Source organism: Meridianimarinicoccus marinus (genome assembly GCF_040689105.1).
In the GTDB taxonomy this organism is placed as follows: Bacteria; Pseudomonadota; Alphaproteobacteria; order Rhodobacterales; family Rhodobacteraceae; genus Meridianimarinicoccus; species Meridianimarinicoccus marinus.
In genome coordinates this window covers 1-24,307 of sequence record NZ_JBFBVU010000018.1, presented here as the reverse complement: position 1 = coordinate 24,307, position 24,307 = coordinate 1, and the positions used below count along the sequence as shown (strand labels likewise).

Genomic DNA, 24,307 nt, shown 5'->3' with positions numbered 1-24,307 from the left:
CGGCCTCAGGTCTTGTCACGCAGCCCCATCAGTGCGGCGGCAAAGGGGTTGTCCGGGTCGATGGGCTTTTCGGCCTTCTTCGGACGCGCCGAATAGGTCTTGGCACCCTGCGGCGGCCGTTTGCCCTTGCCCTTGCCGCCCTGGAACTTGCCGCCGGGCTTGTCGCCGCGCGGCTTGCCCTCGCCCCGGGGTTTGCCCCGGGCCGAACGATCGCCGGAAGCCCCCTCGTCGCGGCGGCCCTGCTGGGGACGCCCGCCCTGACGGCGGCGCGGCGCCCAGGTGAAGGTGTAGAACACCTCGATCTCGGTCTCCGCCGGGGCGTCGGTGTCGGCGTCAGGGGCTTCCGCAGCGGCCTCGGCGGTCACCTCCGCGGCGTCTTCACTCACCGTAGCCTCGACCGGAGTTTCCTCTGCGACTGGTGCCGCCACTGCGGGCGCTTCCTTTACAGGCGTCTCGGCAGGGGTTTCCGCCTCGGGCGTAACCTCGGTTTCCGGTTGCGAAATTGCCGGGTCCGTCGCCGGCGCGGCTTCGGTTTCAGCGGCAGCCGCTTCCGACGTCTCGGCCTCGGCGCTTGCGTCGGGTTCAGCGGTGGTTTCCGGCGCAACCGGCTGCGGGCGCTGCTTGGGACGCTCGTCGCGTTCCGCCTTGTAACCCAGCCCCTGCATCAGGCCGGCGAATTGTTCCAGCGTCATGCCGGTGATCGACAGCATGTCGGGCGTGGCCTCGAAACCGCCGCGCGTGTCCTGCGCGCGCAGCAGGTCGGCCAGACGTTCCAGCATGTCGATGCGAATCGCCCGCTCTCCGGCGGCGCGATAGCCGGCCATGGTGTGATAGCCCTCGGGCACATCGGTCGCGGTCGGCACGGTCACCAGACCCGGCGGCGGGCTGGAGGGGAAATCGTCCAGACCCTGCGCCAGCGACCACAACACCAGCCGCAGCCGTGTCGGCGCGGGCTTCAGCAGCAGCGGCATGAAGATGGTGAACTGGCCGAAGCGGATGCCGTGCTTGCGCAGCATGCCGCGCGCTTCCTGATCCAGTTCCTTGACGTCGCCCGAGACCTGATCGCGCGGCACAACGCCGTTGCCCTCGACCATTCGGAAGGCAAAGCCACGGGCCAGCCCGGTCAGGGTTTCGTCGCGTTGCAGGTTCAACAGCGGTTCGAACAGGGTCGCGACCTTGCGGTCGATGAAATGCTGCAGGCGGCGTTCCACCTTGGCGGCCACATCGGCACCGGCCTCGTCATCGACAAAGGCCTTGACCTGCGGCTTCAGCGGCTCGGGCCCTGCGACCAGCTTGCCCACCGCGTGCTCGCCCCACATCAGCCCGCCCTGATCGGTATAGTCGATCTCGCTGTCGGGCGCGTTGTAGAACTTGTCGGCGCGCAGGTGGAAATGCGGGGCCAGCGCCTGAAGGCCGGCCTGCCGCAATGTCTTGGCCTCATCGGGAGAGCCGGATTTGTCCTGGATGAAGCGAAATCCTTCCAGCCGTCCGACGAACTGTTCCTCGACGGTGACTTCGCCCAAATCGTTTACTTCAGCCACAAGGCTCTCCCTCTGCTTCAACCGGCGCATCAACACGGATGTGCGCCGATCAACAAATCTTTGTGTAAGACGCGCATGAAGCGCATCCGACAGGCGGTCTTCTACAGCCCGCGTGACTTCACGCCAATGGGCTTCATCGTCCAACCAGCCTTTCCGCTGCGCGACATATGTCCAAGTGCGGATATATGCCAGTCGTTTCGACAAAGTGTCGATATCGCCTTCGGTCCGGTCAATGCGTTTGACTTGCCGCGCCATCCAGTCGTCGGGAATGCGGCGCACTTCGTGCAGGTCGGTGAAAATCCTCTCAAGCAGCGTGGCGTGCTCGGCGTGGCTGATTCCCCGAAAGTCGGGAATGCGGCACACGTCCCACAACAGGCGCACCGCCTGCGGGTCGCCCAGCCGGGCCCGGATGGCCCCCACTTCGGCCAGCGTTTTCAGGGCCATCAGGTCGTCGGCCTCGCGCGCGCGGGACAGCCATTCGTCGTCGGTGCGTTCCTCCAGCGAGGCGATCAGCCGGCCCACGGTGCCGAAATCCAACCGCGCGTTGCGCCATTGCAGCTTCTTGACCGGCACGAAGCGGTTGGCGGTGATGGCTTGCGCCAGATCCTCGGGCAGCGGGCGGGCCTCGCCGGTGACGCCGAAAGTGCCGTTCTGGGTGTGGCGCCCGGCCCGTCCAGCGATTTGTGCCAGTTCGTTGGGTTGCAGGGGGCGCATCCGGCGACCATCGAACTTGGACAGCGACGAAAACGCCACATGCTGGATGTCCAGGTTCAGCCCCATGCCGATGGCATCGGTGGCCACGAGGTGATCGACCTCGCCGCTTTGGTACAGCTCCACCTGCGCGTTGCGGGTGCGCGGGCTGAGCGCGCCCATCACCACCGCCGCCCCGCCCTTCTGGCGGCGCAACAGTTCGGCGATGGCATAGACGTTCTCCACCGAGAACCCGACGATGGCCGAGCGTGCGGGCATCCGGCTGATCTTCTTGGCGCCGATATAGGTCAGTTCGGACAGCCGGTCGCGATGGGTGAAGACGACGCCGGGCACCTGCGCCGCTATGGCGCTGCGCATGGTGTCTGCCCCCAGAAACAGGGTTTCCAGCAGGCCGCGCGCGCGCAGTAGGCGGTCGGTAAACACATGGCCGCGGTCGGGATCGCCGCACAGCTGGATCTCGTCCACCGCGACGAAATCGGCGCCCATGCCTTCGGGCATCGCCTCGACCGTGCAGACCCAGTATTGCGCACGCTCCGGCACGATGCGTTCCTCGCCGGTGATCAGCGCCACCACCGAAGGCCCGCGTTTTTCCTTGATCCGGTCGTAAACCTCGCGCGCGAGCAGCCGCAGCGGCAGGCCGATGACGCCAGTGCGATGCATCAGCATCCGTTCGATCGCATAATGGGTCTTGCCGGTGTTGGTGGGTCCAAGCACCGCTTCGATGCGACTGCTGCCAGACATGAGACCCCTTTCCTTCGCCGCCGGAACACCCGTCGGGATCCGCGTGTCAGAGGGCGGTTTCGCCCAGGCCGGCTTCAAGCCGCTTCATCGCATCTTTTACGTTCGGGCGGTGGGGATGTATAGCGTTGACCATACGATAGGCGTCCAGCGCGCGGGCCTCGTCGCCGACCTGCTCAAAGATCATGGCCAGCCCGCTCAACGCCCCGAAATGGCGCGGGTTCAGGGCCAGCGTCGCTTCGATGTCGCGCATCGACAGACCCAGCAGACCGGCCTGGAAATAGGCGGTGGCGCGGGCGTTGTAGCCTTCGGCGAACTGGGGCGCGTGGTCGATCAGCGCCGACAGGTGGTCGATGGCCGCCGGCATGTCCCCGGCCGCCATGGCCTGGCGGCCGCGCTCCAGCAGCAGATCGGCGGTGTCGGAGCCGGATTTCGACCAGATGCCCCAGATCTCGTTCTCGACCTGCTGCCAGTTGGCCAGCTCGGGATCGGCAAGCCGGTCGAACAGCGCGTCAAGCTGCTCTTCCCCGGCCAAAACCATGGTGGAAAACCCGACTGCCACAAGAAGTGTCGCTACGGCGTATTTGATCTGGGTCCGAATACTTCGCATATGGCGAGGATAGCGCAAAACATGTTCCCGGCGATAGCTGCGGGAATGCAACAGGAGAGCACAAATGAGCGATGTGATTGCAGGGGCCGTCGAGAAGCTGGCCGAAAAGATGCCCGACGGCTTTGATGGCGTGGCGCGCTTCGATATCGAGGGCGAAGGCTCGATCATGGTGGACAGCGATGGCGTGCGCGCCGGCGCGGAAGATGCCGATGTGACCCTGATCGCCGACGAGGACACGTTCCGCGAGCTGATGTCGGGCGATCTGGACCCGACCTCGGCCTATATGGGCGGTCGCCTGAAGATCGAGGGCGATCTGGGCATGGCGATGAAACTGGGGTCGTCGCTGTCGTGAACCTCAGCCCCGCCCCCTTCCATCACCCGTCGTCGCAGGCTCCCGAAGGGGCCGAGGCGCATTGGGCCGAGGCCAGCGACGGCGTGCGGCTGCGGGTGGGGCGGCTGGCGAGCGGGCCACGGGGCACGGTCCTGATCCTGCCGGGGCGGACCGAATACCTTGAGAAATACGGGATGCCCGCCACAGAGTTTTTGGCGCGCGGCTATGGCGCGGTGGCGGTGGATTTTCGCGGCCAGGGGCTGGCCGACCGCCCCCTGACCGATCCCGCCATCGGACATGTGGAGGATTTCACCGAGTATCAGCGCGATGTGGCGACCCTGCTGGCCTATGCCGCGCATCACGACATGCCGCGCCCTTGGGTTTTGCTGGGCCATTCCATGGGCGGCGCCATCGGCCTGCGCGCCGTTCTGAACGGGCTTGATGTGACCTCGGCGGTGTTCTCGGCGCCGATGTGGGGCATCAACATGTACCGCGGCGTGCGCCCGGTGGCCTGGGGCCTGGGCTGGCTGGCCCACAAGACCCGCCTGAACGGATGGGTCACACCGGGTATGTCGCGCGAAACCTACGTGCGGCTGGCCGATCCGGCAGACAACTGGCTGACCACGGATCCCGAGATGATCGCCTATATGCGGCGGCAGCTTGAGGCGGTGCCGGGGCTGGACCTTGGCGCGCCTTCGGTCCCCTGGCTTTATCGCGCGCTGGTCGAGTGCCGCGACCTGCGGCGCACCCGCGACCCCGGCATTCCGACCCTGACCGTGGTGCCGACCCGCGACGAGATCGTCTCGGTGCCCGACATGACCCGGCAGGGCCGCGAGATGATCGGCGGACAGGTCGAGATCATCGACGGCGGCCGCCACGAGACCATGATGGAAACGCCCGCGCGCCGGAAACAGTTCTTCGATCGCGCCACGGCCTTTTTCGACCAGCATCGCGGCGCCTGAGACGGCGGGCCCGGCCCCAGCCAAGCCCGGTCAAGGCCGCCAGCCCGCTGATCCCCGACACCAGCGCGCCGGGCACGGGCACCGGGCCCAGCGTCGACGAGACGAAACTGCGCTGCACCTGAAACGACGCCCCTGACAGGGACGCCGCTTCATAGCGCGGCGCATCGAAGGAACGCGGACTGTTGTAGTCATAGCTGGCGGTCTCGGTGCCGGTCAGCGGGTCAATGTTGAACAACCCCGGAAGCGTGAAGGCGACCCGCGCCAGCGGCGTCGTTGCGCCGGAAGCCGCCGTGAAGATCTCGACCCCGCCGCGCAGGCCGAAACCGGCCCCGCTCTGGATCACCAGCGCCTGCGTCATCCCGCTGCGCGAAACCCGCGCGCCTGACACGGACAATCCCGCGATATCCGCGGTCTGGATCAATGTTCGCACCCGGGACACCGCAGGCTGCCGCAGCCCGAAGGCAAAGGCCTGATCCAGAGGCGTACGATAGGTCAGGTGAAAATTCAGCTCGATCCGCGAGATCGGCGGCGCCCCGCCTTCGGTGGCCGTCGGCATCACCCCGGCCCAGAAATTCGACTTGTACGCGAAATCCTGAAACACCATGCGGATGGCATCCACTCGCGTGGCCGCCCCGGCCGGGGACAGCCACACCATCACCGCCGCAGCGATGCCCAGACCCCCGCCAATCGTAAAACACCGCATGATCCGATCACTCCCGCCCCGGACCGACAGATCACGCACCGCGCCTGTTGTCAGAGGTAAACACACTCTGGCGACAGGGTTAGAAACCACCGGTTGACGATCGGTTAACCGTGACCGGATTCGGTTGGTCTTTCCTTCAGGCGGCCTTCTTCTTCAGCTTGGCTGCCAGATCCCGCGCGATGGCGAAAGCGCCACGCACCTTATCGGCATCCTTGGCCCAGTCGCGCCGCACGATGATCTTGTTGTCGCGGATCTTCGCCAGCCCGTTCTGATCCTGCACGAAAGCCACCAGCCCCTCGGGCGAGGCGAACTTGTCGTTGTGGAACTGGATCGTGGCACCCTTCGGCCCCGCATCCAGCCGGGATATCCCCGCCTTCTTGCATTCGGCCTTGATCCTCACCACCAGCAGCAGCGTGTTCACCTCTTTCGGCAGCTTGCCGAACCGGTCGATCAGTTCGGCCGCGAAGCCTTCCAGTTCGACCTTGTTCTGCAAGCCCGAAAGGCGGCGATAAAGGCCAAGGCGCACGTCCAGATCGGGCACATAGGCCTCGGGGATCAGCACCGGCAGGCCGAGGTTGATCTGCGGCGACCATTGGTCGTCGGTCTCGGCCAGCCCCTCGCCCTCGCCCGAGCGGATCTTGGCCACCGCTTCCTCCAGCATCTGCTGGTAGAGCTCGTAGCCGACCTCGCGCATCTGGCCGGATTGTTCCTCGCCGATCAGGTTGCCGGCGCCGCGAATGTCCAGATCCTGGCTGGCCAGCGTGAAGCCGGCACCCAGACTGTCGAGCGAGCCCAAAACCCGCAGCCGTTTTTCCGCCTGAGGGGTCAGCTTGCCGCGCGGCTTGGTGGTCAGATAGGCATAGGCGCGGGTCTTGGCCCGGCCCACCCGGCCCCGGATCTGGTAAAGCTGCGCCAGCCCGAACATATCGGCGCGGTGCACGACCATGGTGTTGGCGGTGGGAATATCCAGCCCCGATTCGACGATGGTCGTGGCCAGCAACACGTCGTATTTGCCGTCGTAGAAGGCATTCATCCGGTCATCGAGCTCGCCGGCGGCCATCTGGCCGTGCGCAACCATGAAGGTCACCTCGGGCACCTGGTCGCGCAGGAACTCCTCCATGTCGGGAATGTCCTTGATGCGCGGCACCACGATGAAGCTCTGCCCGCCGCGATAGTGTTCGCGCAGCAGCGCCTCGCGGACGGTCACCGTGTCGAATTCCGACACATAGGTGCGGATCGCCAGACGGTCGACCGGCGGGGTGCCGATGATCGACAGGTCGCGGACGCCCGACAACGACATCTGCAGGGTGCGCGGGATCGGCGTGGCCGTCAGGGTCAGCACATGCACGTCCGAGCGCAGGTTCTTGAGCCGCTCCTTGTGCTGCACGCCGAACCGCTGCTCCTCGTCGATGACCACCAGTCCGAGGTTCAGGAACCGGACGGATTTGGCCAGGATCGCATGGGTGCCGACCACGATATCGACGGTGCCATCGGCCAGACCGGCGCGAGTGGCGCTGGCCGCTTTCGTCGAGACGAAGCGCGACAGGGCCCGCACCTCGACCGGGAAACCGCGGAAGCGGTCGCGGAAGCTCTTGGCATGCTGGCGCGCCAGCAAGGTGGTCGGCGCGATGACCGCGACCTGCGTGCCCGACAGCGCCGCGATGAAGGCCGCGCGCATGGCCACCTCGGTCTTGCCGAAGCCCACGTCGCCGCAGATCAGGCGATCCATCGGGCGGCCGCGCTCCAGATCCTCCAGCACCGCCTCTATGGCGGTCAGCTGATCGTCTGTCTCCTGATAGGGGAATCGGGCGCAGAAGGCCTCCCACATGGCATCCGGCGGTGCCATCACCGGGGCGTGCCGCAATTCGCGCTCGGCAGCGATTCGGATCAGGCGGTCGGCGATCTCGCGGATCCGAGCCTTCAGACGGGCCTTCTTGGCCTGCCACGCGCCGCCACCCAGCTTGTCGAGCAGACCTTCCTCATGCCCGAAGCGCGACAGAAGCTCGATGTTCTCCACCGGCAGATACAACCGATCACCGCCCGCATATTCCAGCGCCAGACATTCATGCGGCGCGCCAAGGGCAGTGACGACTTCCAGCCCGGTGAACCGCCCGACCCCGTGATCGACATGCACCACCAGGTCGCCCGGCGTCAGGCTCTGGGTCTCGGTCAGAAAGTTCTCGGCCCGTTTGCGCTTTTTCGGTGCGCGCACCAGCCGGTCGCCCAGAACATCCTGTTCGGAGATGACGGTCAAACCGTCCGCCTCGAAGCCGTGCTCCAGCCCCCAGATCGCCAGATGCACCTGCCCGGCCTCTTCAACCAGATCGCGGCTGTCGGAAATCAGCCGCAGCCCCGTCAACTCCTCATCCTCCAGAAGCCCTTGCAAGCGTTCCCGCGCGCCCTCGGAATAGGAGGCCACCACCACCGCCCCTTTCGAGCGCCGGGCGCGGATATGATCGGCAAGTGCTTCAAAGATATTGGTCTGCTCGGCTTGGCGTTCGGGGGCGAAGTTGCGCCCGATCCGGCCCCCGGCATCGACGACGCCCGGCCCACTGGCCTGCGGCAAGGGATGAAACCGCAGCACGCGGCGCCCCGCCACGGCGGCTTCCCAATCGGCGTCGTTCAGATACAGCGTTTCGGGGGCTGCGGGCTTATAGACCGTGTCCATCCGCGCGCGATGGGTCATCGCCTCGCGCCGCGTGTCGTATTGGTCGGCGATCCCCTCCCAACGCGCCAGCCGCATGGCGTCGGTCTGATCGTCCAGCGTCACCGCCGCACCAGGGAGGTAGTCGAACAGGGTTTCCAGCCGCGCGTGGAAGAAGGGCAGCCAATGCTCCATCCCCTGATGCTTGCGCCCGGCACTGACCGCCTCGTACAGCGGATCGTCGCCGCCTGCGGCCCCAAATTCGATGCGATAGGTTTGCCGGAAGCGGGTGATGGCCGCGTCATCCAGAACGATCTCCGAGACCGGGGCCAGCTCCACGACGTCCAGCTTTTCGGTGGTGCGCTGGCTGACCGGATCGAAGCGCCGCGCCCCGTCCAGAACATCGCCGAACAGATCCAGCCGCACCGGGCCGCCCTCGCCCGGCGGATAGATGTCGATGATCCCGCCCCGCACGGCGTAGTCGCCCGGCTCCATCACCGTAGGCGCCTGCGAAAACCCCATCCGCACCAGAAACTGCCGCAACCCGGCCTCGTCGATCCGATTGCCCACCCGCGCCGAAAACGCCGCCTCTGCCAGAACCTCGCGCGCGGGCACCCGCTGGGTGGCCGCCGCCAACGTCGTCAGCAGCACGAACCGATCCGGCGCCCCATGCACCAGCGCCGCCAGCGTCGCCATCCGCGCCGCCGAGATGTCGGCATTGGGCGAGACCCGGTCATAGGGCAGACAATCCCAGGCCGGGAAATGGAACACCGGCACATCGGGCGCGAAGAACCGCAGCGCCGCCCGCATCGCCTCCAGCCGCTTGTCATCGCGCGCCACATGCAGAACCGGGCCCCGGTCCAGCTCCTTCAGCACCAGCCGCGCATCGAAGCCCTCCGGCGCGCCGCCTACGATCAGTTTCTGGCTGTCGGACTGAGACATGTCACCCTCCGGGGCGGTTGCGTGGTTCCGCGCCGTGACCTACCCGGCCCCGCCGTCGTGTCAAGCACCCTGGGCTCAGTGACCGGCACGCTTCTTTTTCTTGGCGAAAATACTCCCGCCGGAGGCACCCGACCCCGGCCCTAGAGCACCATCGCCGACAGGTTGTGGAACATGCCCCACAAGGCACTGAAGAACACCGCCAGCAACGCCAGCGCCTGCAGCTTCCAGCGCAGGACACTCAGGGCACGCGGCAGGTCGTCCACGGTCAGTTGCGCTTGCGCAAGGTGCCGTGCCCCGCGCGCGGTGAGCCAGGCCGCCAGCGCCAGCGGCACGGCCAACATTAGCACCGCCTGGGCGATTTCCACGCGGTAGAGCACCGACAGAAGCACCAGCCCGGTCAGGGCAAAGGCCCAGGTCCCCACAAGCATCGGCCCCAGACCGTTCAGATGCGCCAGATGCCGGCGCACCATAATCTCGGTCAGCGCCGCCAGGCGTTCCCGCGCATCCGCATCCTCGGCACGCGCCGCCCGCAACATGTCGACCGGGATCCCCATCGGATGGGTCAGGATCCGCGACCATGTCACGCCCAGGAAAATCCAGTACCAGATGTTGGAAAACGACCGCAGGTCGATCAGGTCAAGAATGGTGGTCGGCACGGCAGGGTGTTCCCGTTCAGGTCTCCCTTCCAGCTAGCCCAATGCGGCGCGATTGCCCAGCCCCCCGCCAGCCCTTGAGCCTGCCGCCCATCGGTGGCAGTCAGGGACCAGCCACAGAGGATCGCCCCATGACCGACGCCCACCGCCAACACTTGCGCAATCGTCCGCGGCGCACCCGCCGCACCCCTGCCCTGCGCGGGCTGGTGCGTGAAACCACCCTGTCGGTGACCGATCTGATCTGGCCGGTCTTCGTGCGCGACGGGGACGGCATCGAAGAGCCCATCGCCGCGATGCCCGGCGTCTCGCGCCTGTCCGTCGACAAGGCGGTCGAGGCCGCCCGCATGGCCGCCGATCTGGGCATCCCGGCCCTGTGCCTGTTTCCCTACACCGCAATGGAAGACCGCACCGAAAGCTGCGAGATGGCCTGGGATCCCGACAACCTGTCGAACCGCGCCATCCGTGCCATCAAGGCGGCGGTGCCCGAGATCGCGGTGATGACCGACATCGCGCTGGATCCCTATAATGCCAACGGCCATGACGGCATCGTTCGCGACGGGGTGATCGTCAACGATGAAACCGTCGCAGCCCTGGTGCGCATGGGGCTGGCCCAGGCCGAGGCCGGGGCCGACATCCTTGGCCCCTCGGACATGATGGACGGCCGCATCGGGGCCATCCGTGACGCGCTGGAAAGCCACGGCCATTCCGACGTGGCGATCATGAGCTATTCGGCGAAATTCGCCTCGGCCTTCTACGGCCCGTTCCGCGATGCGGTGGGCGCCTCGGCGGCCCTGAAAGGCGACAAGAACACCTACCAGATCGACCCGGCCAACCGAGACGAGGCCCTGCGCATGATCGCCCGCGATCTCGACGAGGGCGCCGATATGGTCATGGTCAAGCCCGGCATGGCCTATCTCGACATCTGCACCCAGGTCCGCGACAGCTTCGGCGTGCCCACCTTCGCCTACCAGGTGTCCGGCGAATACGCGATGCTGGAAGGGGCGGCCCGCAATGGCTGGCTGGATGGCGACAAGGTGATGATGGAAAGCCTGCTGGCTTTCAAACGCGCCGGCTGCAACGGCATCCTGACCTATTTCGCCCCCCGCGCGGCGCGACTTCTGGCCGGGTGATGCTGCGCTGCGGTGACACGGGGCACGTTTCGCGCTAGACTGCGCGCCAATTGCGGGGCAACCGCTTCCGAGCAGTGAAAATCGAGGCAAAGACAATGATCAACATGACGCGGCGTGGGCTGCTTCTGGGTACCGGCGCGCTTCTGGTGGCCTGTGACAACTCCGTGGGCTCCAAAGGGGCGCAAACCATCGACACGCGGGTCGCCTCGGCGCTGGCCTTCATGTACAAGACCTATCCCGAAACCATGGAACTGCGCGACAAATCCGTCGGCATGCTGGTGATGCCGCTGGTCGGCGAGGCCGGATTCATGGTCGGCGGCTCCTACGGCGAAGGCGCGCTGCAGGTGGACGGGGTGACGGTGGATTACTACTCGGCCACGCAAGGCAGCGTCGGGTTCCAGATCGGCGCCCAGCAGTATGCCTATGTGCTGTTCTTCCTGACGCCGGAATCCCTGCGCCGCTTTCGCACCTCGCCGGGCTGGGATGCCGGGGCGGCCGCGGAATTTACCGGTGGCGAGATCGGCGGCGCGCTGAAAGCCAGCACCGTGACCTCGAATTCGGCCATCGCCTTCCTGTTCGCGCAGCAGGGCCTGATGGCCGGGGCCACCATCGAGGGCACGAAGTACACCCGCATCCTGCGCTGATCGCGCAAAGCTGGAATGCCCCTTGTCCCGCGCGTGCCTGCGCGGGATGATCCCGACAGGACAGATTGCAGGAGCCTGCCATGACTCGCGCCTTCCGCTGGGTATTGCGCCTTTTCCTGGCGGGCATTGTGCTGGCTGCACTGGCCGCGACGCTGGCCTATTACCTCGCCACCCGCTCGCTGGCTGACTACAGTGAAAACTTCGAGCTTCCGGGCCTGTCGGCGCCGATGCGGATCGTGCGCGACACTGCCAATGTCCCCCATGTCTTCGGCACCACCGACACCGACAGTTTCTTTGGTCTGGGCTTCGTTCATGCGCAGGACCGGCTGTGGCAGATGACAATGATGCGGCGCACGGCGCAGGGCCGGCTGTCCGAGATCTTCGGCCCCCGCACCCTGAAGATCGACGAGGCGCTGCGGCGGCTCGACCTCTATCGGCTGGCCGTGCAATCGCAGACCGTGCAGGACGATGCCACACTGGCGGCGCTGGAGGCCTATTCCGCCGGGGTCAACGCGTGGATCGATCAGGTCAACACGGGCGCGCGGGGCCGTGGCGCCCCCGAGTTCTTCCTGTTCCCGCCCGAGATCGCCCCGTGGCAACCGTCGGATTCGCTGGCCATCGCCAAGCTGATGGCGCTGAAGCTGACAGCACATCTTCAGGACGAGGTTCTGCGCGCCCGCACCGCGCTGACCGTCAGCCCCGAGCGGCTGGGCGACATTCTGCCCGACGATCCCACCGGCGGGCTGGCGGTGCTGGAGGCGCTTGGCCCTTCCCCGATCCCCGCGGACACCCAACTGGCCGCGGCATCGCTGATGGCGGATCCCCTGTCGCCCTTCGCGCCCCCGCCGCTGGCCGGGGCGTCCAACGTCTGGGCGGCGATGCCCGACCGTTCCACCACCGGGGGCACGCTGCTGGCCAATGATCCGCATCTGGGATTGACCGCGCCGTCGATCTGGTACCTGGCCCGGATCGAACTTGCGGGTGGCGGCGTGATCGGCGGCACCATTCCGGGGATGCCGCTGATTCTGGTGGGCCGCAACGAGGATCTGGCCTGGGGGCTGACCAGCGCCTATGCCGACGATCAGGACCTGTATATCGAACGGCTCGATCCCGCCGATCCCAACGCTTACGAAACCCCCACCGGCGACATGGTGCCGTTCCGCACCGAAGGCGCGCTGGTCCGGGTCAAGGGGGCCGAGCCGGTGACCCTGACCCTGCGCTGGACCGATCGCGGCCCGGTGTTGCCCGGCGACCTGTTCGACCTGAACACCATCGTGCCCACGGGCCATGTGGCCAGCCTGGCCTGGACCGCGCTGACCCCCGACGACCGCACCATGACCGCCGGGATGCACCTGATGCGGCAGCGCGCCGTGGCCCCGGCGATCGAGGTGATGGCCGAATACGTCGCCCCGGCTCAGAACCTTGTGCTGGCCGACCGCGACACCGTGGCGATGGTGATGATCGGCGCCCTGCCCCGGCGCTCGGCGCAGCATGACAGTCTGGGCCGGTTGCCCGCTCCGGGATGGCGGGCCGAGAACCACTGGCAGGGCCGACTGGCCTATGACACGAACCCGCGATTCACCGAGCCTGACAGCGGCCTGCTGGGCAACACCAACAACAAGCCGCTGGAACGCGCCTTCCCGCTGCACGTCAGCTATGCCTGGGGCGACAGCCAGCGCGTGCATCGCTGGGAACGGCTGATGCGGAACCGCGAAGTGCATTCGCGCGACAGCTTCATGGAAGCGCAGCTCGACACCATCAGCCCCGCCGCGCGCAGCCTGCTGCCGCTGATCGGCGCGGATCTGTGGTTCACCGGCGAGGCCGCCCCCGATGGCAGCCCGGCCCGCGCCCGGCGCGAGGCGCTGGACCTGCTGGCCAACTGGAACGGCGACATGAACGAACACATGCCCGAGCCGCTGATCTACGCCGCCTGGGTGCAGGCCCTGCAACAACGGCTGATCGTCGACGAACTGGGCCGCGATCTGGCAGCCGCGTTCAGCCACCCAGACCCGATCTTTCTGGAGCGGGTGTTTCGCGACGTGGATGGTGCCTCGGCCTGGTGCGATGTCAGCCGCTCGTCGGGGATCGAGACCTGCCGGGACATGGCCGAACGGGCGCTGGACGACGCGCTGCTGTGGATCTCCGAGACCTATCGCGGCGGCCTGGAAGGGCTGCAATGGGGCAGCGCCCATCAGGCCACCCATGATCACGAGGTGCTGGGCGGCATTCCGGGGCTGGGCTGGCTGGTCAATATCCGCCAGCCGACTTCGGGCGGCGATCATACCCTGAACCGGGGCCGCACCGCCGGGCTGGGCGCGCAACCCTTCCTGAACGTGCACGCGGCGGGCTATCGCGGGGTCTATGACATGGCCGATCCCAACAGTTCGGTGTTCATCATCGCCACCGGGCAGTCCGGACATCCGTTTTCGCGGTTCTACGACAATCTGGGCGAACGCTGGCGGCGCGGCGAATACATTCCCATGTCGCTGGACCCTGCTTTGGCCGAAGCCGCCGCCACCGGCGTGACGACCCTGCGCCCGACCCCCTGAACGCAAAAGACCCGGCCACATGGGCCGGGTCCTGCTGTCTGTTCCGAGGCGTCTGGATCAGACGAAGTCGAAATCCGAACCGGTGATCAGGCTGGCCTGCGTGTTGGCCAGGGTGATCTGGTCGGTGCCACCGGCTGCCAGGCTGATGATCGTGTGTTGCCCGCTTTGGGTAATCACAAGATCGCTGGTCGAATTCACCGTGCTGTGGCCCGCGAAATCCAGCCGGTCGATGCCATCGGTGAAGTCCTTCACCACGTCCTTGCCGAACCCGTCGGTCCAGACGAAGGCGTCGATGCCCGCGCCGCCGAACAGGAAGTCGTTGCCCGCGCCGCCGTCAAGCATGTCGTTTCCAGCGCCCGCGATGAGCGCGTCATTACCCGCAGCCCCCAGAAGCGTGTCGTCATCGGCACCGCCAAAGAACACGTCTGCATCGGACCCGCCGGTCAGCACATCTTTGCCAGCCCCGCCCACCAGCGTCACCGAGGTGGTCATCCCGGTGGCGTCGATGGTGTCGTCGCCGGTCAGGCCCATGATCCGTTCGACCCCGACCCAGCTGCCGACATTCAGGGTCAGACCGTTGGTGTCATAGATCACTGCCTTGTCGAACCCGGCGCCGCCATCGCTGACCACATCGCCGCTTTCGCCGATGTAGAACACGTCGTTGCCGGCACCGCCGTTGAAAGTGTCGTTGCCCGCAGCGCCCAGCATGATGTCGTTGCCATCATTGCCGGTCAGCGTGTCATTGCCGTCGCCGCCGATCAGCACGTCATTGCCCGACCCGCCGGTCAACATATCGTCGCCTGCATCGCCGAACAGCAGAACCGTCGAGGTTTGTTCCGAAGCATCCACCGTGTCGTTGCCGGTGAACCCGTTGACACGTTCGATCCCGCCCCATCCGGCCAGGGTCATCAGCACGGATACGCCGCCCGCATCGTTGATCTGCGCCTTGTCATAGCCCGTGGTGCCGGTGTCCATGACCAGATCGAAGGCGTCGATCACGTAGAAATCCGACCCGTTGCCGCCATCCATGGTGTCGATGCCGCTGCCGCCGAACAGCTGGTCGTTGGAATCGCCGCCCAGCAGGGTGTCGTTGCCCGACCCGCCGAACAGGAAGTCATTGGCAAAGCCGCCAGTCAGATGGTCGTCGCCGGCCTGCCCGAACAACTGGTCCGATCCGCCGCCGCCATCGATGGTGTCATTGCCGTCCCCGGCATTGACCGTGTCGTCACCGGCCCCGACCGAGATCGTGTCGTCACCCGCATCGGTTGTGACTACGTTGGCCGCGCCATTGCCCATGACCTCGGCGTCATAGTCGCCGATCAGGGTATAGTTCTCCATGGCGATCAGCGTGTCGCGGTTGGCCGCGTCGCCCTTGGCGCCATGGTCGCCGGTGTTCAGGTTGACCTGAACCACAAATTGCTGGGCGGCAGCACCGCTCAGATCCTCGATCAGCGTGTCGGCACCGTTGCCGCCGTTGAAGACATCGTTGCCGGTGCCGGCGCGGATGATGTCATCGCCATCGTCGCCAAGGATCGTGTCATTGCCCGCCAGACCGTCCAGCACATCGTCGAACAGCGTGCCGCGCAGGCTGTTGTCGCTGCCGTCGCCATTGATGTCCGGCGCGCCCGCGGGATCGGCCATCTCGCCGAACCAGATATGATAGATGGTGCCGCCGTTGGTGGTGATGCTGGGATCCTGCTCGACCCCGAAGCCGATGGCGTTGAAATCGAACGTGGCCCAGGTGGCGTTGTTGATGATCACGTTATGATGCGGATCGGACGCCAAGAAGGCGTTGAACGCCTCTTGCACCGTGGCGGGACCGGCCACCGACAGCTCATAGCCGCGATCCAGACGCGTGGTCGGCGTGGCGTTGGGATCCACATAGGCCGTGCCCAGACGCTGCGGCGCATCATGCATGACACCGGTGTTCGAATGGTCATTGAAATAGACCGCGTCACTCCAGCTGTTCAGCGAGGCATTGGCCGGCTGTTGCAGGTTCGGCTCCCAGATGTTGTAGAGCACGTCCTGCGCGTGGCGCCCGGCCACGGTGGTCAGGCTCTGCGACAGCTGGATCGCGTCCAGGCCAAGGGAGATGCGGTAATCGTTGACGAGGTGATAGAACTCCAGCTCTGCGGAACTGAGGGCATCACCGGGGGTGGGGGCATAGATATCGACGGTCAAGATCGCTCACTTACCAGCCAATGCTGGATGCTGGATAAAATTGGTACGAAGGCTGTCTAGCCCGGATGGTCCCGGAAGGCCATATCGGCACCTTACGGGAGCATCGGACGACGGCAAGACATTCCGCTCCGCGTGTATCGCTCCACATTGACGCAAAGTTGACAAAGCACAACTTCAGCGCCGGAAACTGGTTAACCATGAGATGAATTTCGCTGTGCAAACAAGCGAAAACCCGCCACAGCGACGTCTCGGAAGGCCAAACCGGCGTCAGAGGCGCGAAAAGGTTTCTTTCTGCCGCGCGGTCCAGCGCAGGTCCAGTTCGACCCCGTCCTCGCCCGGTCGCTCGGCTTCGACCACGCCTTGGGCAAACAGCCAGGCCCGGCGGCGGCCATCGGAAAATTCCAGATGCAGGGTGTCGTTCAGAACCGGATCGGAAATGCGGGTCGCGATATCGGCCAGAAGGTCGTCCAGACCCTCGCCGGTGATCGCCGAGATCAGATGCACATCGGGCTGGCGCGGCGCCAGGGCGCGCAGACGTTCGGCGGCTTCCGCATCCAGGCGGTCCAGCTTGTTCCAGACCTCGATCTGCGGCGTGTCGGGATCGACGCCAAGGCTTTCCACGATCTCGCGCACATCCTCGGCCTGGGCTTCGGTCTCGGGGTCCGAGATGTCGCGCACATGCACGATCAGATCGGCGGTCAGAACCTCTTCCAGCGTGGCGCGGAAGGCGGCGACCAGTTCGGTCGGCAGGGCGCTGATGAAGCCCACGGTGTCGGACAGGATGATCTTCGGCCCGTCCGGCAGATCGATCGCCCGCATGGTCGGGTCCAGCGTGGCAAACAGCATGTCCTTGGCCATCACCGACGCCCCGGTCACCCGGTTGAACAGGGTCGATTTCCCGGCGTTGGTATAGCCCACCAGCGCGACGATGGGGAACGGCACCTTGGCGCGGGCCGAGCGATGCAATTCGCGGGTCTTGACGACCTTGTCCAATTGCCGCCGCAGACGCGTGAGTTGCTCGTCGATGGCGCGGCGGTCGGCCTCGATCTGGGTTTCGCCAGGGCCGCCGACGAAGCCAAGCCCGCCGCGCTGCCGCTCCAGGTGGGTCCAGGCGCGGACCAGTCGCGTGCGCTGATAGGACAGCGCCGCCATCTCGACCTGCAGAACACCCTCGCGGGTGCGGGCGCGGTCCGAGAAGATTTCCAGGATCAGGCCGGTGCGATCCAGGATCTTGACCTTCCAGTCCTTTTCCAGATTGCGCTGCTGCACGGGCGACAGGGGACCGTCGATCAGCACCAGTTCGATGTCGTTGGCCTTGAACAGCGCGCCCAGTTCCTCGACCTTGCCCGTACCGAACAGGGTCCCCGGCCGCGGCTGGTTCAGGCGCACCAGGTCGCCGCCCACGATGTCGAGCCCCGGCAGCGCAGCGGCCAGGGCAACAGCTTCTTCCAGCGCGAAAGCGGGCGCACGGCGCCCCGGCTTCGACGGGATATCGGGATGCAGGACCCAGGCGCGCGTCGGCTCCGGGGTGCGGGAGGCAGGCTCGGTCAGTCTTCGCCCTCGTACAGGCTGATCGGCTGGCTGGGCATGATGGTGGAAATCGCGTGCTTGTAGACCAGTTGCGATTGTCCATCCCGGCGCAGCAGCACGCAGAAATTGTCAAACCATGTGATGACGCCCTGCAGCTTTACGCCATTGATCAGGAAAATCGTCACCGGAACCTTGGTTTTCCGAACGTGGTTCAGAAATGCATCCTGCAGGTTCTGACGGTCGGTTGCCATTTTTTATAAACCTTTTTGTTCTCGGCCCGTGCTCTTGGAGGGCATTCAATCGCGTTTCAAGACTGTACGCAACAGGCGGTGATGGCCAGACGGCGCGCGGGATGCGGAAATATCACTTCGCACATGCAGCATTTTTGCACCGACCGGGTCAGGCGCGCCAGAATTCCGGGTTCAGCAGGGCGATCAGGGCCAGCGTTTCCAGCCGCCCCAGCACCATGGCCACGCACAGCAGCAACTGTTGCGGGCCGCTCAGCAGCCCCAGTTCAATCGGCACATCACCAGCCACGATGGTCAGCGGGCCAGTGGTGGTCAGCCCGGCAACGGTCAGCACGAGGCTGGTGTCGAAATCCGCCCCCACCACCGAGAACGCCAGCATCAGCGCGGCGATGGTGACCGCGAAGATCATGAAATACAGCCAGGCCACGTAGGCCGCTTCGGGCTTGAACCGGCGCAGCCGGGTGCCGGGGTTGGCCACGATCGACGGGTGCACCAGCTTGGCCATCTCGAACTGGCTGTGGCGGGCCAAGGCATAGACCCTGAGCAATTTCACGCCCCCCGCAGTGGTCGCCACCCCGCCGCCGATCATCGCCAGCCCCATCAGGATCAGCCCCGGCGTGGTCAGCCCCGACCAGTTGCGCGCGGTTTCCCAGTCTGCCGAAATGAACCCCCCGGTGCTGAGGAAGGACAGGGTCATGAACTGCCCGCCCCAATAGCCGCGCAGGGGCTGCAAGTCCGAGGACAGAACCAGCACCTCAAGCAGCGACACCCAATGCAGGCTGAACACCAGCAGCGGCACCACGGCGATCATCACCACCGCCAGCCGCAGCTCGGGATCCTGGTACCATTTGCGCCCCAGCGGTGTCGGCACGTCGCGGGCGAACAGGCCCCGGCTGAGGGCGAAGAACAGGAACACGAACAGCACGATCTCTCCGGCCAGCCCCGACGCGGCCTGCCCCAGCGTAGCGACCGGCGAGATGCCGCTGGTCGACAGCACCGACATGGCATGGCAGGCGGCGATGAAAGGCGTCTCACCCGCCACCAGCAGCGCCAGCCAGGCCACCAGGGTCAGCCCTCCATAGACCGGCGCAAGCGCCCGGCAGAACCGCCAGACCCGCTGCATCGGGTATTCCGCCATGACCGCCCGCCCCAAGGTTGCATCGCGGCCCAGCGAGACCGAGGTCAACACCAGTTCGAAGCCGCCGATCCGCAATGGCGCGAGAATGGCGATCGAGGCCACCCACATGATGAACCCGCCGTACCATCCCATCAGCGCCCGCCACAGATGCACGGTGTCTGGCACCCGCGATGGCACCGAGAACACCGTGGCGCCGGTGGTGGTCAGGCTGGAGACCATCTCCAGATAGGCCGAGCGGAAGCTCAGCCCCGGCATCGCCTCGACCACCGGCAGGGCCAGCATCACCGGCAGCAGGGCGAATGTGCCAACCAGTGACAGCAGCATCGCCCGCGCGGCGTTGTTCTGATCCATGGTCCAGACCGACAGGCCGATGAACAGGATGATCGCGGCGAAAGTCAGCGCGCCATACAGGAACGGCCGGCCAGCGTCGTGATCGCCGACCCAGCCGGCATAGATCGCGGGCACCAGCATCAGCGCCGCCGCCACCGCCGCCGTCATCACCAGCAGCGGCAGGCGGTCGTACCAGCGTTGATGCTGGGTCTGGCGGCGGATCCTAGAAGTAGTCAATCGAGACCTGCAGCAGCCGTTCGACTTCCGGCACATCCTCGGACAGCGCGAAGAAGGTGACCACGTCGCCTTCCTCGATCCGCGTGCCGCCGTGCGGGATGATGACCTTGTCGCCCTTGCGCAACGGCCCCATCAGCACGCCTTCCGGCAAGTCGATGTCGCGCACCTGCTGGCCGGCCAGCGTGGCGGTCTTCAGGACCTGCGCTTCCAGCACCTCGGCCTCGGCGTCACCGATGGAATAGACGCTGCGCACCCGGCCATGGCGGACATGGCGCAGGATCGACGACACGGTGGTCGAGCGCGGGTTGATATAGGCGTCGATATGCAGCGGCCCCATCAGCGGCAACAGCGCGGGATCATTGACCAGCGAGATCGTCAGCGGGCAGCCCAGCGACTTGGCCCGCACCGCGGTCAGCAGGTTGGTCTTGTCGTCATCGGTCACCGCCAGCAGCGCATCGGCCTTGGTGATGTTGGCCTCGGCCAGAAGATCGGCGTTCAGCCCGTCGCCGTTCAGCACGATGGTGCGTTCCAGCGCCTCGGCGGCGGCTTCGGCGACCTTGCGATCCTTCTCGATCACCTTGACCCGCACCCGGTCGGTGCGGGCTTCCAGCGCGCTGGCCACCGCAAGGCCGACATTGCCGCCGCCGACGATGACCACGCGGGTCTGGCGGCTCTGGCTCTTGCCGAAGATTTCCAGCGCGCGTTGGGCGTCGTCGGTATGGCTGAACACATAGATCTGATCGCCGGCGAACAGCTGGTCGCGCGGCTCGGGCGCAAACAGCGTGCCCTCGCGGCGCACCCCGACAACGATGGCGCGCAGGGTCGAGAAAAGGTCGGTCAACTGGCGCAGCGGCGTGTTCAGCACCGGGCAGTCGTCGCTGAGCTGCACCCCCATGAGCTGCGCCTTGTCGTCCAGAAAGCTTTCGATGTCGAAGGTCGACGGTGCGGCCAGCCGCTGCAACGCCGCTTCGGCCACCTCTTTTTCGGGGCTGATCACCACGTCGATGGGCAGGTGATCGCGGCGGTAGAGGTCCGAATGAAGGGTGTCGAGATAGCTTTGCGCCCGCAGCCGCGCGATCTTGCGCTGCACGCCGAAGACCGAATGCGCCACCTGGCAGGTCACCATGTTGACCTCGTCCGAATAGGTGGCGGCGATGATCATGTCGGCGTCTTCTGCCCCGGCCCGTTCCAGCACATTGGGATAGGAGGCAAAGCCGGTCACCCCGGTCACATCCAGCTGGTCAGTGGCGCGGCGCACGAGTTCCTCGTTGTGGTCCACGACGGTGACCTCGTTGCGCTCTCCGGCCAGGTGGCGGGCGATCTGCCAGCCGACCTGCCCGGCGCCGCAAATGATGACCTTCATGCGCTAGGCTCCCCGCGTCTGGCCCGGGTCGGGCCGACCAATGCGTTACTCTTCATCCGGCTCTTCAACGACCGCCACGCGCGCCCCGGCGCGGGTCGATGTGACGACGTTCAGCGATTTCAGCTTCCGGTGCAACGCCGAGCGTTCCATGCCGACGAAATTCGCTGTCCGCGAGATGTTGCCGCCGAAGCGGTTGATCTGGGTCAGCAGGTATTCGCGTTCGAACAATTCGCGGGCCTCGCGCAGCGGCAGCCGGGCGATGGCCGACGACAGCACCACGCGTTCATCCTCGTCGCCGGGGACGGCATCCATGTTGGGCAGTTCGCGGGCCTGGATCTCGCCGTCGCCCGAGCCCAGGATCAGCACCCGTTCGATCATGTTGCGCAACTGGCGGATGTTGCCGGGCCAGACCATGGATTGCAGGGTCGCCGCGGCCTCCTCGCTGAGCGCGCGGCGCACCAGACCGTCGCGGTCGTGGAACTGGTCGATCAGATGCTCGGCGATCTCGGGAATATCGGCGCGGCGTTCGTCCAGTCCAGGTACCGCGATGGGCACCACGGCAAGCCGGTGGAACAACTCCTGCCGGAACCGGCCCTGTTCGATCTCAAGCTCCAGGTTGCGTGCGGTCGACGAGATGATCCGCACATCCACCTTGATCCGCGCGGAGCCGCCGATGCGCTGGAACTGCTGTTCGACCAGCACCCGCAGAATGCGCGCCTGCGTGTCGGGGGGCAGATCGCCGACCTCGTCCAGATAGAGCGTGCCCTTGTCCGCCTGTTCCAGCAGCCCCGGCTCGACGCGCTGGCCGTCCGCCTCTTGCCCGAACAGGATGTGTTCCATCCGGTCGGGCGAGACCGAGGCGCAGTTGAGCATGACGAAACTGCCGCCCGCGCGCCCCGAATGGGCGTGGATATAGCGCGCCGCACTTTCCTTGCCCGAGCCCGGCCCACCGGTCAGCAGCACCCGGCTGTTGGTCTTGGCCACCTTTTCCAGCTGGCTGCGCAGCAATTTGAACGACGGGCTGGAGCCGATCAGATCACCGGTCGAAACCTCGGCGCGGCGCAATTCGGTGTTCTCGCGACGCAGGCGCGAGGTTTCCATGGCGCGGCGGATGACCACCAGCAACTGGTCGATGTTGAACGGCTTCTCGATGAAGTCATAGGCGCCCTGCTTGATGGCGGCGACGGCGATCTCGATGTTGCCGTGCCCCGAGATGATGACCACCGGCACATCCGGGGTTTCGCGCTTGACCTTGGTCAGGATGTCGATGCCGTCCATCTGGCTGTCCTTCAGCCAGATATCCAGGATCATCAGGCCGGGCAGCCCGTCCTCCAGCGCTTTCAGGCAGTCGTCCGAGTTGCCGGCCAGACGGGTGGTGAACCCTTCGTCTTCCAGAATATCGGAAATCAGCTCCCGGATGTCGCGTTCGTCATCCACGATCAGGATATCGGTCACGGGTTGGCCCCCTTGTCCATTATTGTCATGCTCGGTGTTCTCATTGCGCGGCATCCTGCAATTCATCGCCCGCGCGTGGAAGGGTCACCACCACGCAGGCGCCCCGGTGCTCGCCGGGGCCGAAGGGTCTGGCATCTTCCAGCCGCACCCGTCCGCCGTGATCTTCCACGATCTTCTTGACGATCGGCAGCCCCAGCCCGGTGCCACCTTCGCGGTTGGTCACATAAGGTTCGAACAGCTTGGCCCGGTCCGGCGGGAAGCCGGCGCCATTGTCCTCGACCGACAGGCGCAACTGGTGATCGAGGATTTCCAGCGACACCCGCACCTGCGCGCCCGCGCCTTCGGCGCGATCCTTGCAGGCCAGCGCCGCCTCGCAGGCGTTCTTCAGCACGTTGACCAGCGCGCGCGAGATCAGCGTGGCATCCAGATCGGCCAGTGCCGGTTCGGAGGGCATGTCGCTGGAGATCTGCACCTCGGGCTGGCCCGTGGTCTGCAAAAGCACCGCGTCGGCCACCAGTTTGGTCAGGTTCTCGCGTTCGGGTTCCGGCTCGGGCATCCGCGCGAATTTGGAAAACTCGTCGACGATGCGGCGCAGGTCGCCGGTCTGGCGCACGATCACATCGGTGAGCTGCCCCAGTTTCTCGGCATCCTCGGCCTCCAGCGCGCGACCGAACTTGCGGTTGATGCGCTCGGCGGACAGCTGGATCGGGGTGAGCGGGTTCTTAATCTCATGGGCGATGCGGCGCGCCACGTCGCCCCAGGCCGCCATCCGCTGGGCCGAGACCAGATCGGTGACATCGTCGAAGGCCACCACGAAGCCCTCGATCACGCGGTCATTGCCAAAACGCATGCCCATGCGCACCAGCAGGATGTCCTGCACCCCGCCGCGCCGCAGCTTGACCTCCTGCTGGGCGAAATCCTCGCGCCCGTGGCGCAGGGTTTCCAGCAGCGGCAGGAACTCGGGCACGACCTCGGCCATGGCGCGCCCCGACACCGGTTGATCCTCCATGAAGATCAGCCGCGCGCCGGACCGGTTGATGAAGTCGATGCGGCCATCCGCATCCAGCCCCATCACCCCGGCCGAGACCGAGGACAGCACCGAATCGAACAGCCGGCGGCGCTGTTCGATCTTGGCATTGGTGTCCAGCAGGGTCTGGCGCTGGCGCTTCAACTGGCGGGTCATCTGGTTGAACACGCGGCCCAGAACGGCGATCTCGTCGTCGCCCTTTTCCTCGCGCACCCGCACCTCGAGATTGCCCTCGCCCACCTGCTGCGCCGCCCCGGCCAGACGGCCCACCGGACGCGACAGCCGTTCGGCGAACCACAACCCCAGCCAGACCGCCGCCAGCATCAGCATGACGGCAAAGCCCAGGTACAGCAGCGAGAATTCGAACAGCATCCGGCCGCGATCGCGCTCAAGCTGCTGGTACAATTGCGCGGTCTGCTGGGTGTCATCCAACAGGTTCAGCAAATCGCCATCGACCTGCCGCGCCACCAGCAGGTAGCGGTCCACGAAAGCGTCCAGATGCACCAGCGCGCGAAACTCGTTGGCGTCCCAATCCTCGATCACCTGCACGCCATCGGCACGCGACGCGACCAGCTGCTCCAGCCCCGGCGCTTCGTAGTCGAACAGGTAGGAGCGTTCGCCGCGGGCCCGGATCTCGGCC

General features: G+C 66.0%; 17 protein-coding genes. 5 read left to right on the top strand and 12 right to left on the bottom strand.

The genetic code is table 11. From position 1 onward, the window contains the following. Positions 1 to 5: 5 nt before the first annotated feature. The gene (locus AB0T83_RS13615) at positions 6 to 2,993 is read right to left on the bottom strand and encodes a helicase-related protein (RefSeq protein WP_366193695.1); all 2,988 of its coding nucleotides are present in this window, start codon (positions 2,991 to 2,993) and stop codon (positions 6 to 8) included. A 46-nt stretch (positions 2,994 to 3,039) separates the two neighbouring features. Continuing rightward, positions 3,040 to 3,600 (bottom strand): tetratricopeptide repeat protein, encoded by a 561-nt coding sequence (locus AB0T83_RS13610; protein ID WP_366193694.1) that lies wholly within the window; start codon positions 3,598 to 3,600, stop codon positions 3,040 to 3,042. 64 nt (positions 3,601 to 3,664) lie between these two features. Here AB0T83_RS13610 and AB0T83_RS13605 point away from each other — a divergent pair, with 64 nt between their 5' ends. Together AB0T83_RS13605 and AB0T83_RS13600 are read left to right on the top strand one after the other, a co-directional pair. Continuing rightward, on the top strand, positions 3,665 to 3,952 hold the full coding sequence (locus AB0T83_RS13605; RefSeq protein ID WP_366193693.1) for an SCP2 sterol-binding domain-containing protein: 288 nt from the start codon (positions 3,665 to 3,667) through the stop codon (positions 3,950 to 3,952). Continuing rightward, the gene (locus AB0T83_RS13600; protein WP_366193692.1) at positions 3,949 to 4,893 is read left to right on the top strand and encodes an alpha/beta fold hydrolase; all 945 of its coding nucleotides are present in this window, start codon (positions 3,949 to 3,951) and stop codon (positions 4,891 to 4,893) included. Before AB0T83_RS13605 ends, AB0T83_RS13600 begins: the two co-directional genes overlap by 4 nt. Here the strand turns inward: AB0T83_RS13600 and AB0T83_RS13595 are convergent. The 3 genes from AB0T83_RS13595 to AB0T83_RS13585 form a co-directional block, all read right to left on the bottom strand. Further along, the gene (locus AB0T83_RS13595; RefSeq protein ID WP_366193691.1) at positions 4,790 to 5,596 is read right to left on the bottom strand and encodes a hypothetical protein; all 807 of its coding nucleotides are present in this window, start codon (positions 5,594 to 5,596) and stop codon (positions 4,790 to 4,792) included. The genes AB0T83_RS13600 and AB0T83_RS13595 overlap by 104 nt on opposite strands. Before the next feature lie 136 nt (positions 5,597 to 5,732). Continuing rightward, the gene (mfd, locus tag AB0T83_RS13590; RefSeq protein ID WP_366193690.1) at positions 5,733 to 9,182 is read right to left on the bottom strand and encodes a transcription-repair coupling factor; all 3,450 of its coding nucleotides are present in this window, start codon (positions 9,180 to 9,182) and stop codon (positions 5,733 to 5,735) included. 140 nt (positions 9,183 to 9,322) lie between these two features. Further along, entirely contained in the window at positions 9,323 to 9,838 is a 516-nt protein-coding gene (locus AB0T83_RS13585; protein ID WP_366193689.1) for a hypothetical protein, read from the bottom strand. A gap of 128 nt (positions 9,839 to 9,966) precedes the next feature. Between AB0T83_RS13585 and hemB the strand changes: the two genes are divergently transcribed. The 3 genes from hemB to AB0T83_RS13570 all read left to right on the top strand — a co-directional run bounded on the left by hemB (position 9,967) and on the right by AB0T83_RS13570 (position 14,158). Continuing rightward, the gene (hemB, locus tag AB0T83_RS13580; protein WP_366193688.1) at positions 9,967 to 10,965 is read left to right on the top strand and encodes a porphobilinogen synthase; all 999 of its coding nucleotides are present in this window, start codon (positions 9,967 to 9,969) and stop codon (positions 10,963 to 10,965) included. Between the two features lie 95 nt (positions 10,966 to 11,060). Next, positions 11,061 to 11,609: a lipid-binding SYLF domain-containing protein gene (locus tag AB0T83_RS13575; RefSeq protein ID WP_366193687.1), complete on the top strand. Its 549-nt coding sequence runs from the start codon at positions 11,061 to 11,063 to the stop codon at positions 11,607 to 11,609. An 80-nt stretch (positions 11,610 to 11,689) separates the two neighbouring features. After that, positions 11,690 to 14,158 (top strand): penicillin acylase family protein, encoded by a 2,469-nt coding sequence (locus AB0T83_RS13570; RefSeq protein WP_366193686.1) that lies wholly within the window; start codon positions 11,690 to 11,692, stop codon positions 14,156 to 14,158. Positions 14,159 to 14,215: 57 nt separating this feature from the next. Here the strand turns inward: AB0T83_RS13570 and AB0T83_RS13565 are convergent, their stop codons facing one another. From AB0T83_RS13565 to AB0T83_RS13535, 7 genes are all read right to left on the bottom strand, one after another. After that, a complete protein-coding gene (locus tag AB0T83_RS13565) occupies positions 14,216 to 16,339 on the bottom strand; it encodes a CAP domain-containing protein (RefSeq protein WP_366193685.1) in 2,124 nt (707 codons plus the stop codon). Between the two features lie 267 nt (positions 16,340 to 16,606). Next, positions 16,607 to 17,890 (bottom strand): GTPase HflX, encoded by a 1,284-nt coding sequence (hflX, locus tag AB0T83_RS13560; protein ID WP_366193755.1) that lies wholly within the window; start codon positions 17,888 to 17,890, stop codon positions 16,607 to 16,609. Next, on the bottom strand, positions 17,887 to 18,120 hold the full coding sequence (hfq, locus tag AB0T83_RS13555) for an RNA chaperone Hfq (RefSeq protein ID WP_193141180.1): 234 nt from the start codon (positions 18,118 to 18,120) through the stop codon (positions 17,887 to 17,889). The genes hflX and hfq overlap by 4 nt, the downstream gene beginning before the upstream one ends. A gap of 148 nt (positions 18,121 to 18,268) precedes the next feature. After that, positions 18,269 to 19,822, bottom strand: a complete 1,554-nt coding sequence (locus tag AB0T83_RS13550) for a TrkH family potassium uptake protein (protein WP_366193684.1) — start codon at positions 19,820 to 19,822, stop codon at positions 18,269 to 18,271. Then, positions 19,809 to 21,185 carry a Trk system potassium transporter TrkA gene (gene trkA, locus AB0T83_RS13545; protein ID WP_366193683.1) on the bottom strand — a complete coding sequence of 459 codons (1,377 nt, stop codon included), beginning with the start codon at positions 21,183 to 21,185 and terminating at the stop codon, positions 19,809 to 19,811. Before trkA ends, AB0T83_RS13550 begins: the two co-directional genes overlap by 14 nt. A 45-nt stretch (positions 21,186 to 21,230) precedes the next feature. Next, positions 21,231 to 22,640, bottom strand: coding sequence for a nitrogen assimilation response regulator NtrX (ntrX, locus tag AB0T83_RS13540; RefSeq protein WP_366193682.1), 1,410 nt, complete (start codon positions 22,638 to 22,640; stop codon positions 21,231 to 21,233). 40 nt (positions 22,641 to 22,680) lie between these two features. Beyond that, on the bottom strand, positions 22,681 to 24,307 hold a 1,627-nt coding region (locus AB0T83_RS13535), incomplete at its 5' end, for a sensor histidine kinase (RefSeq protein ID WP_366193681.1).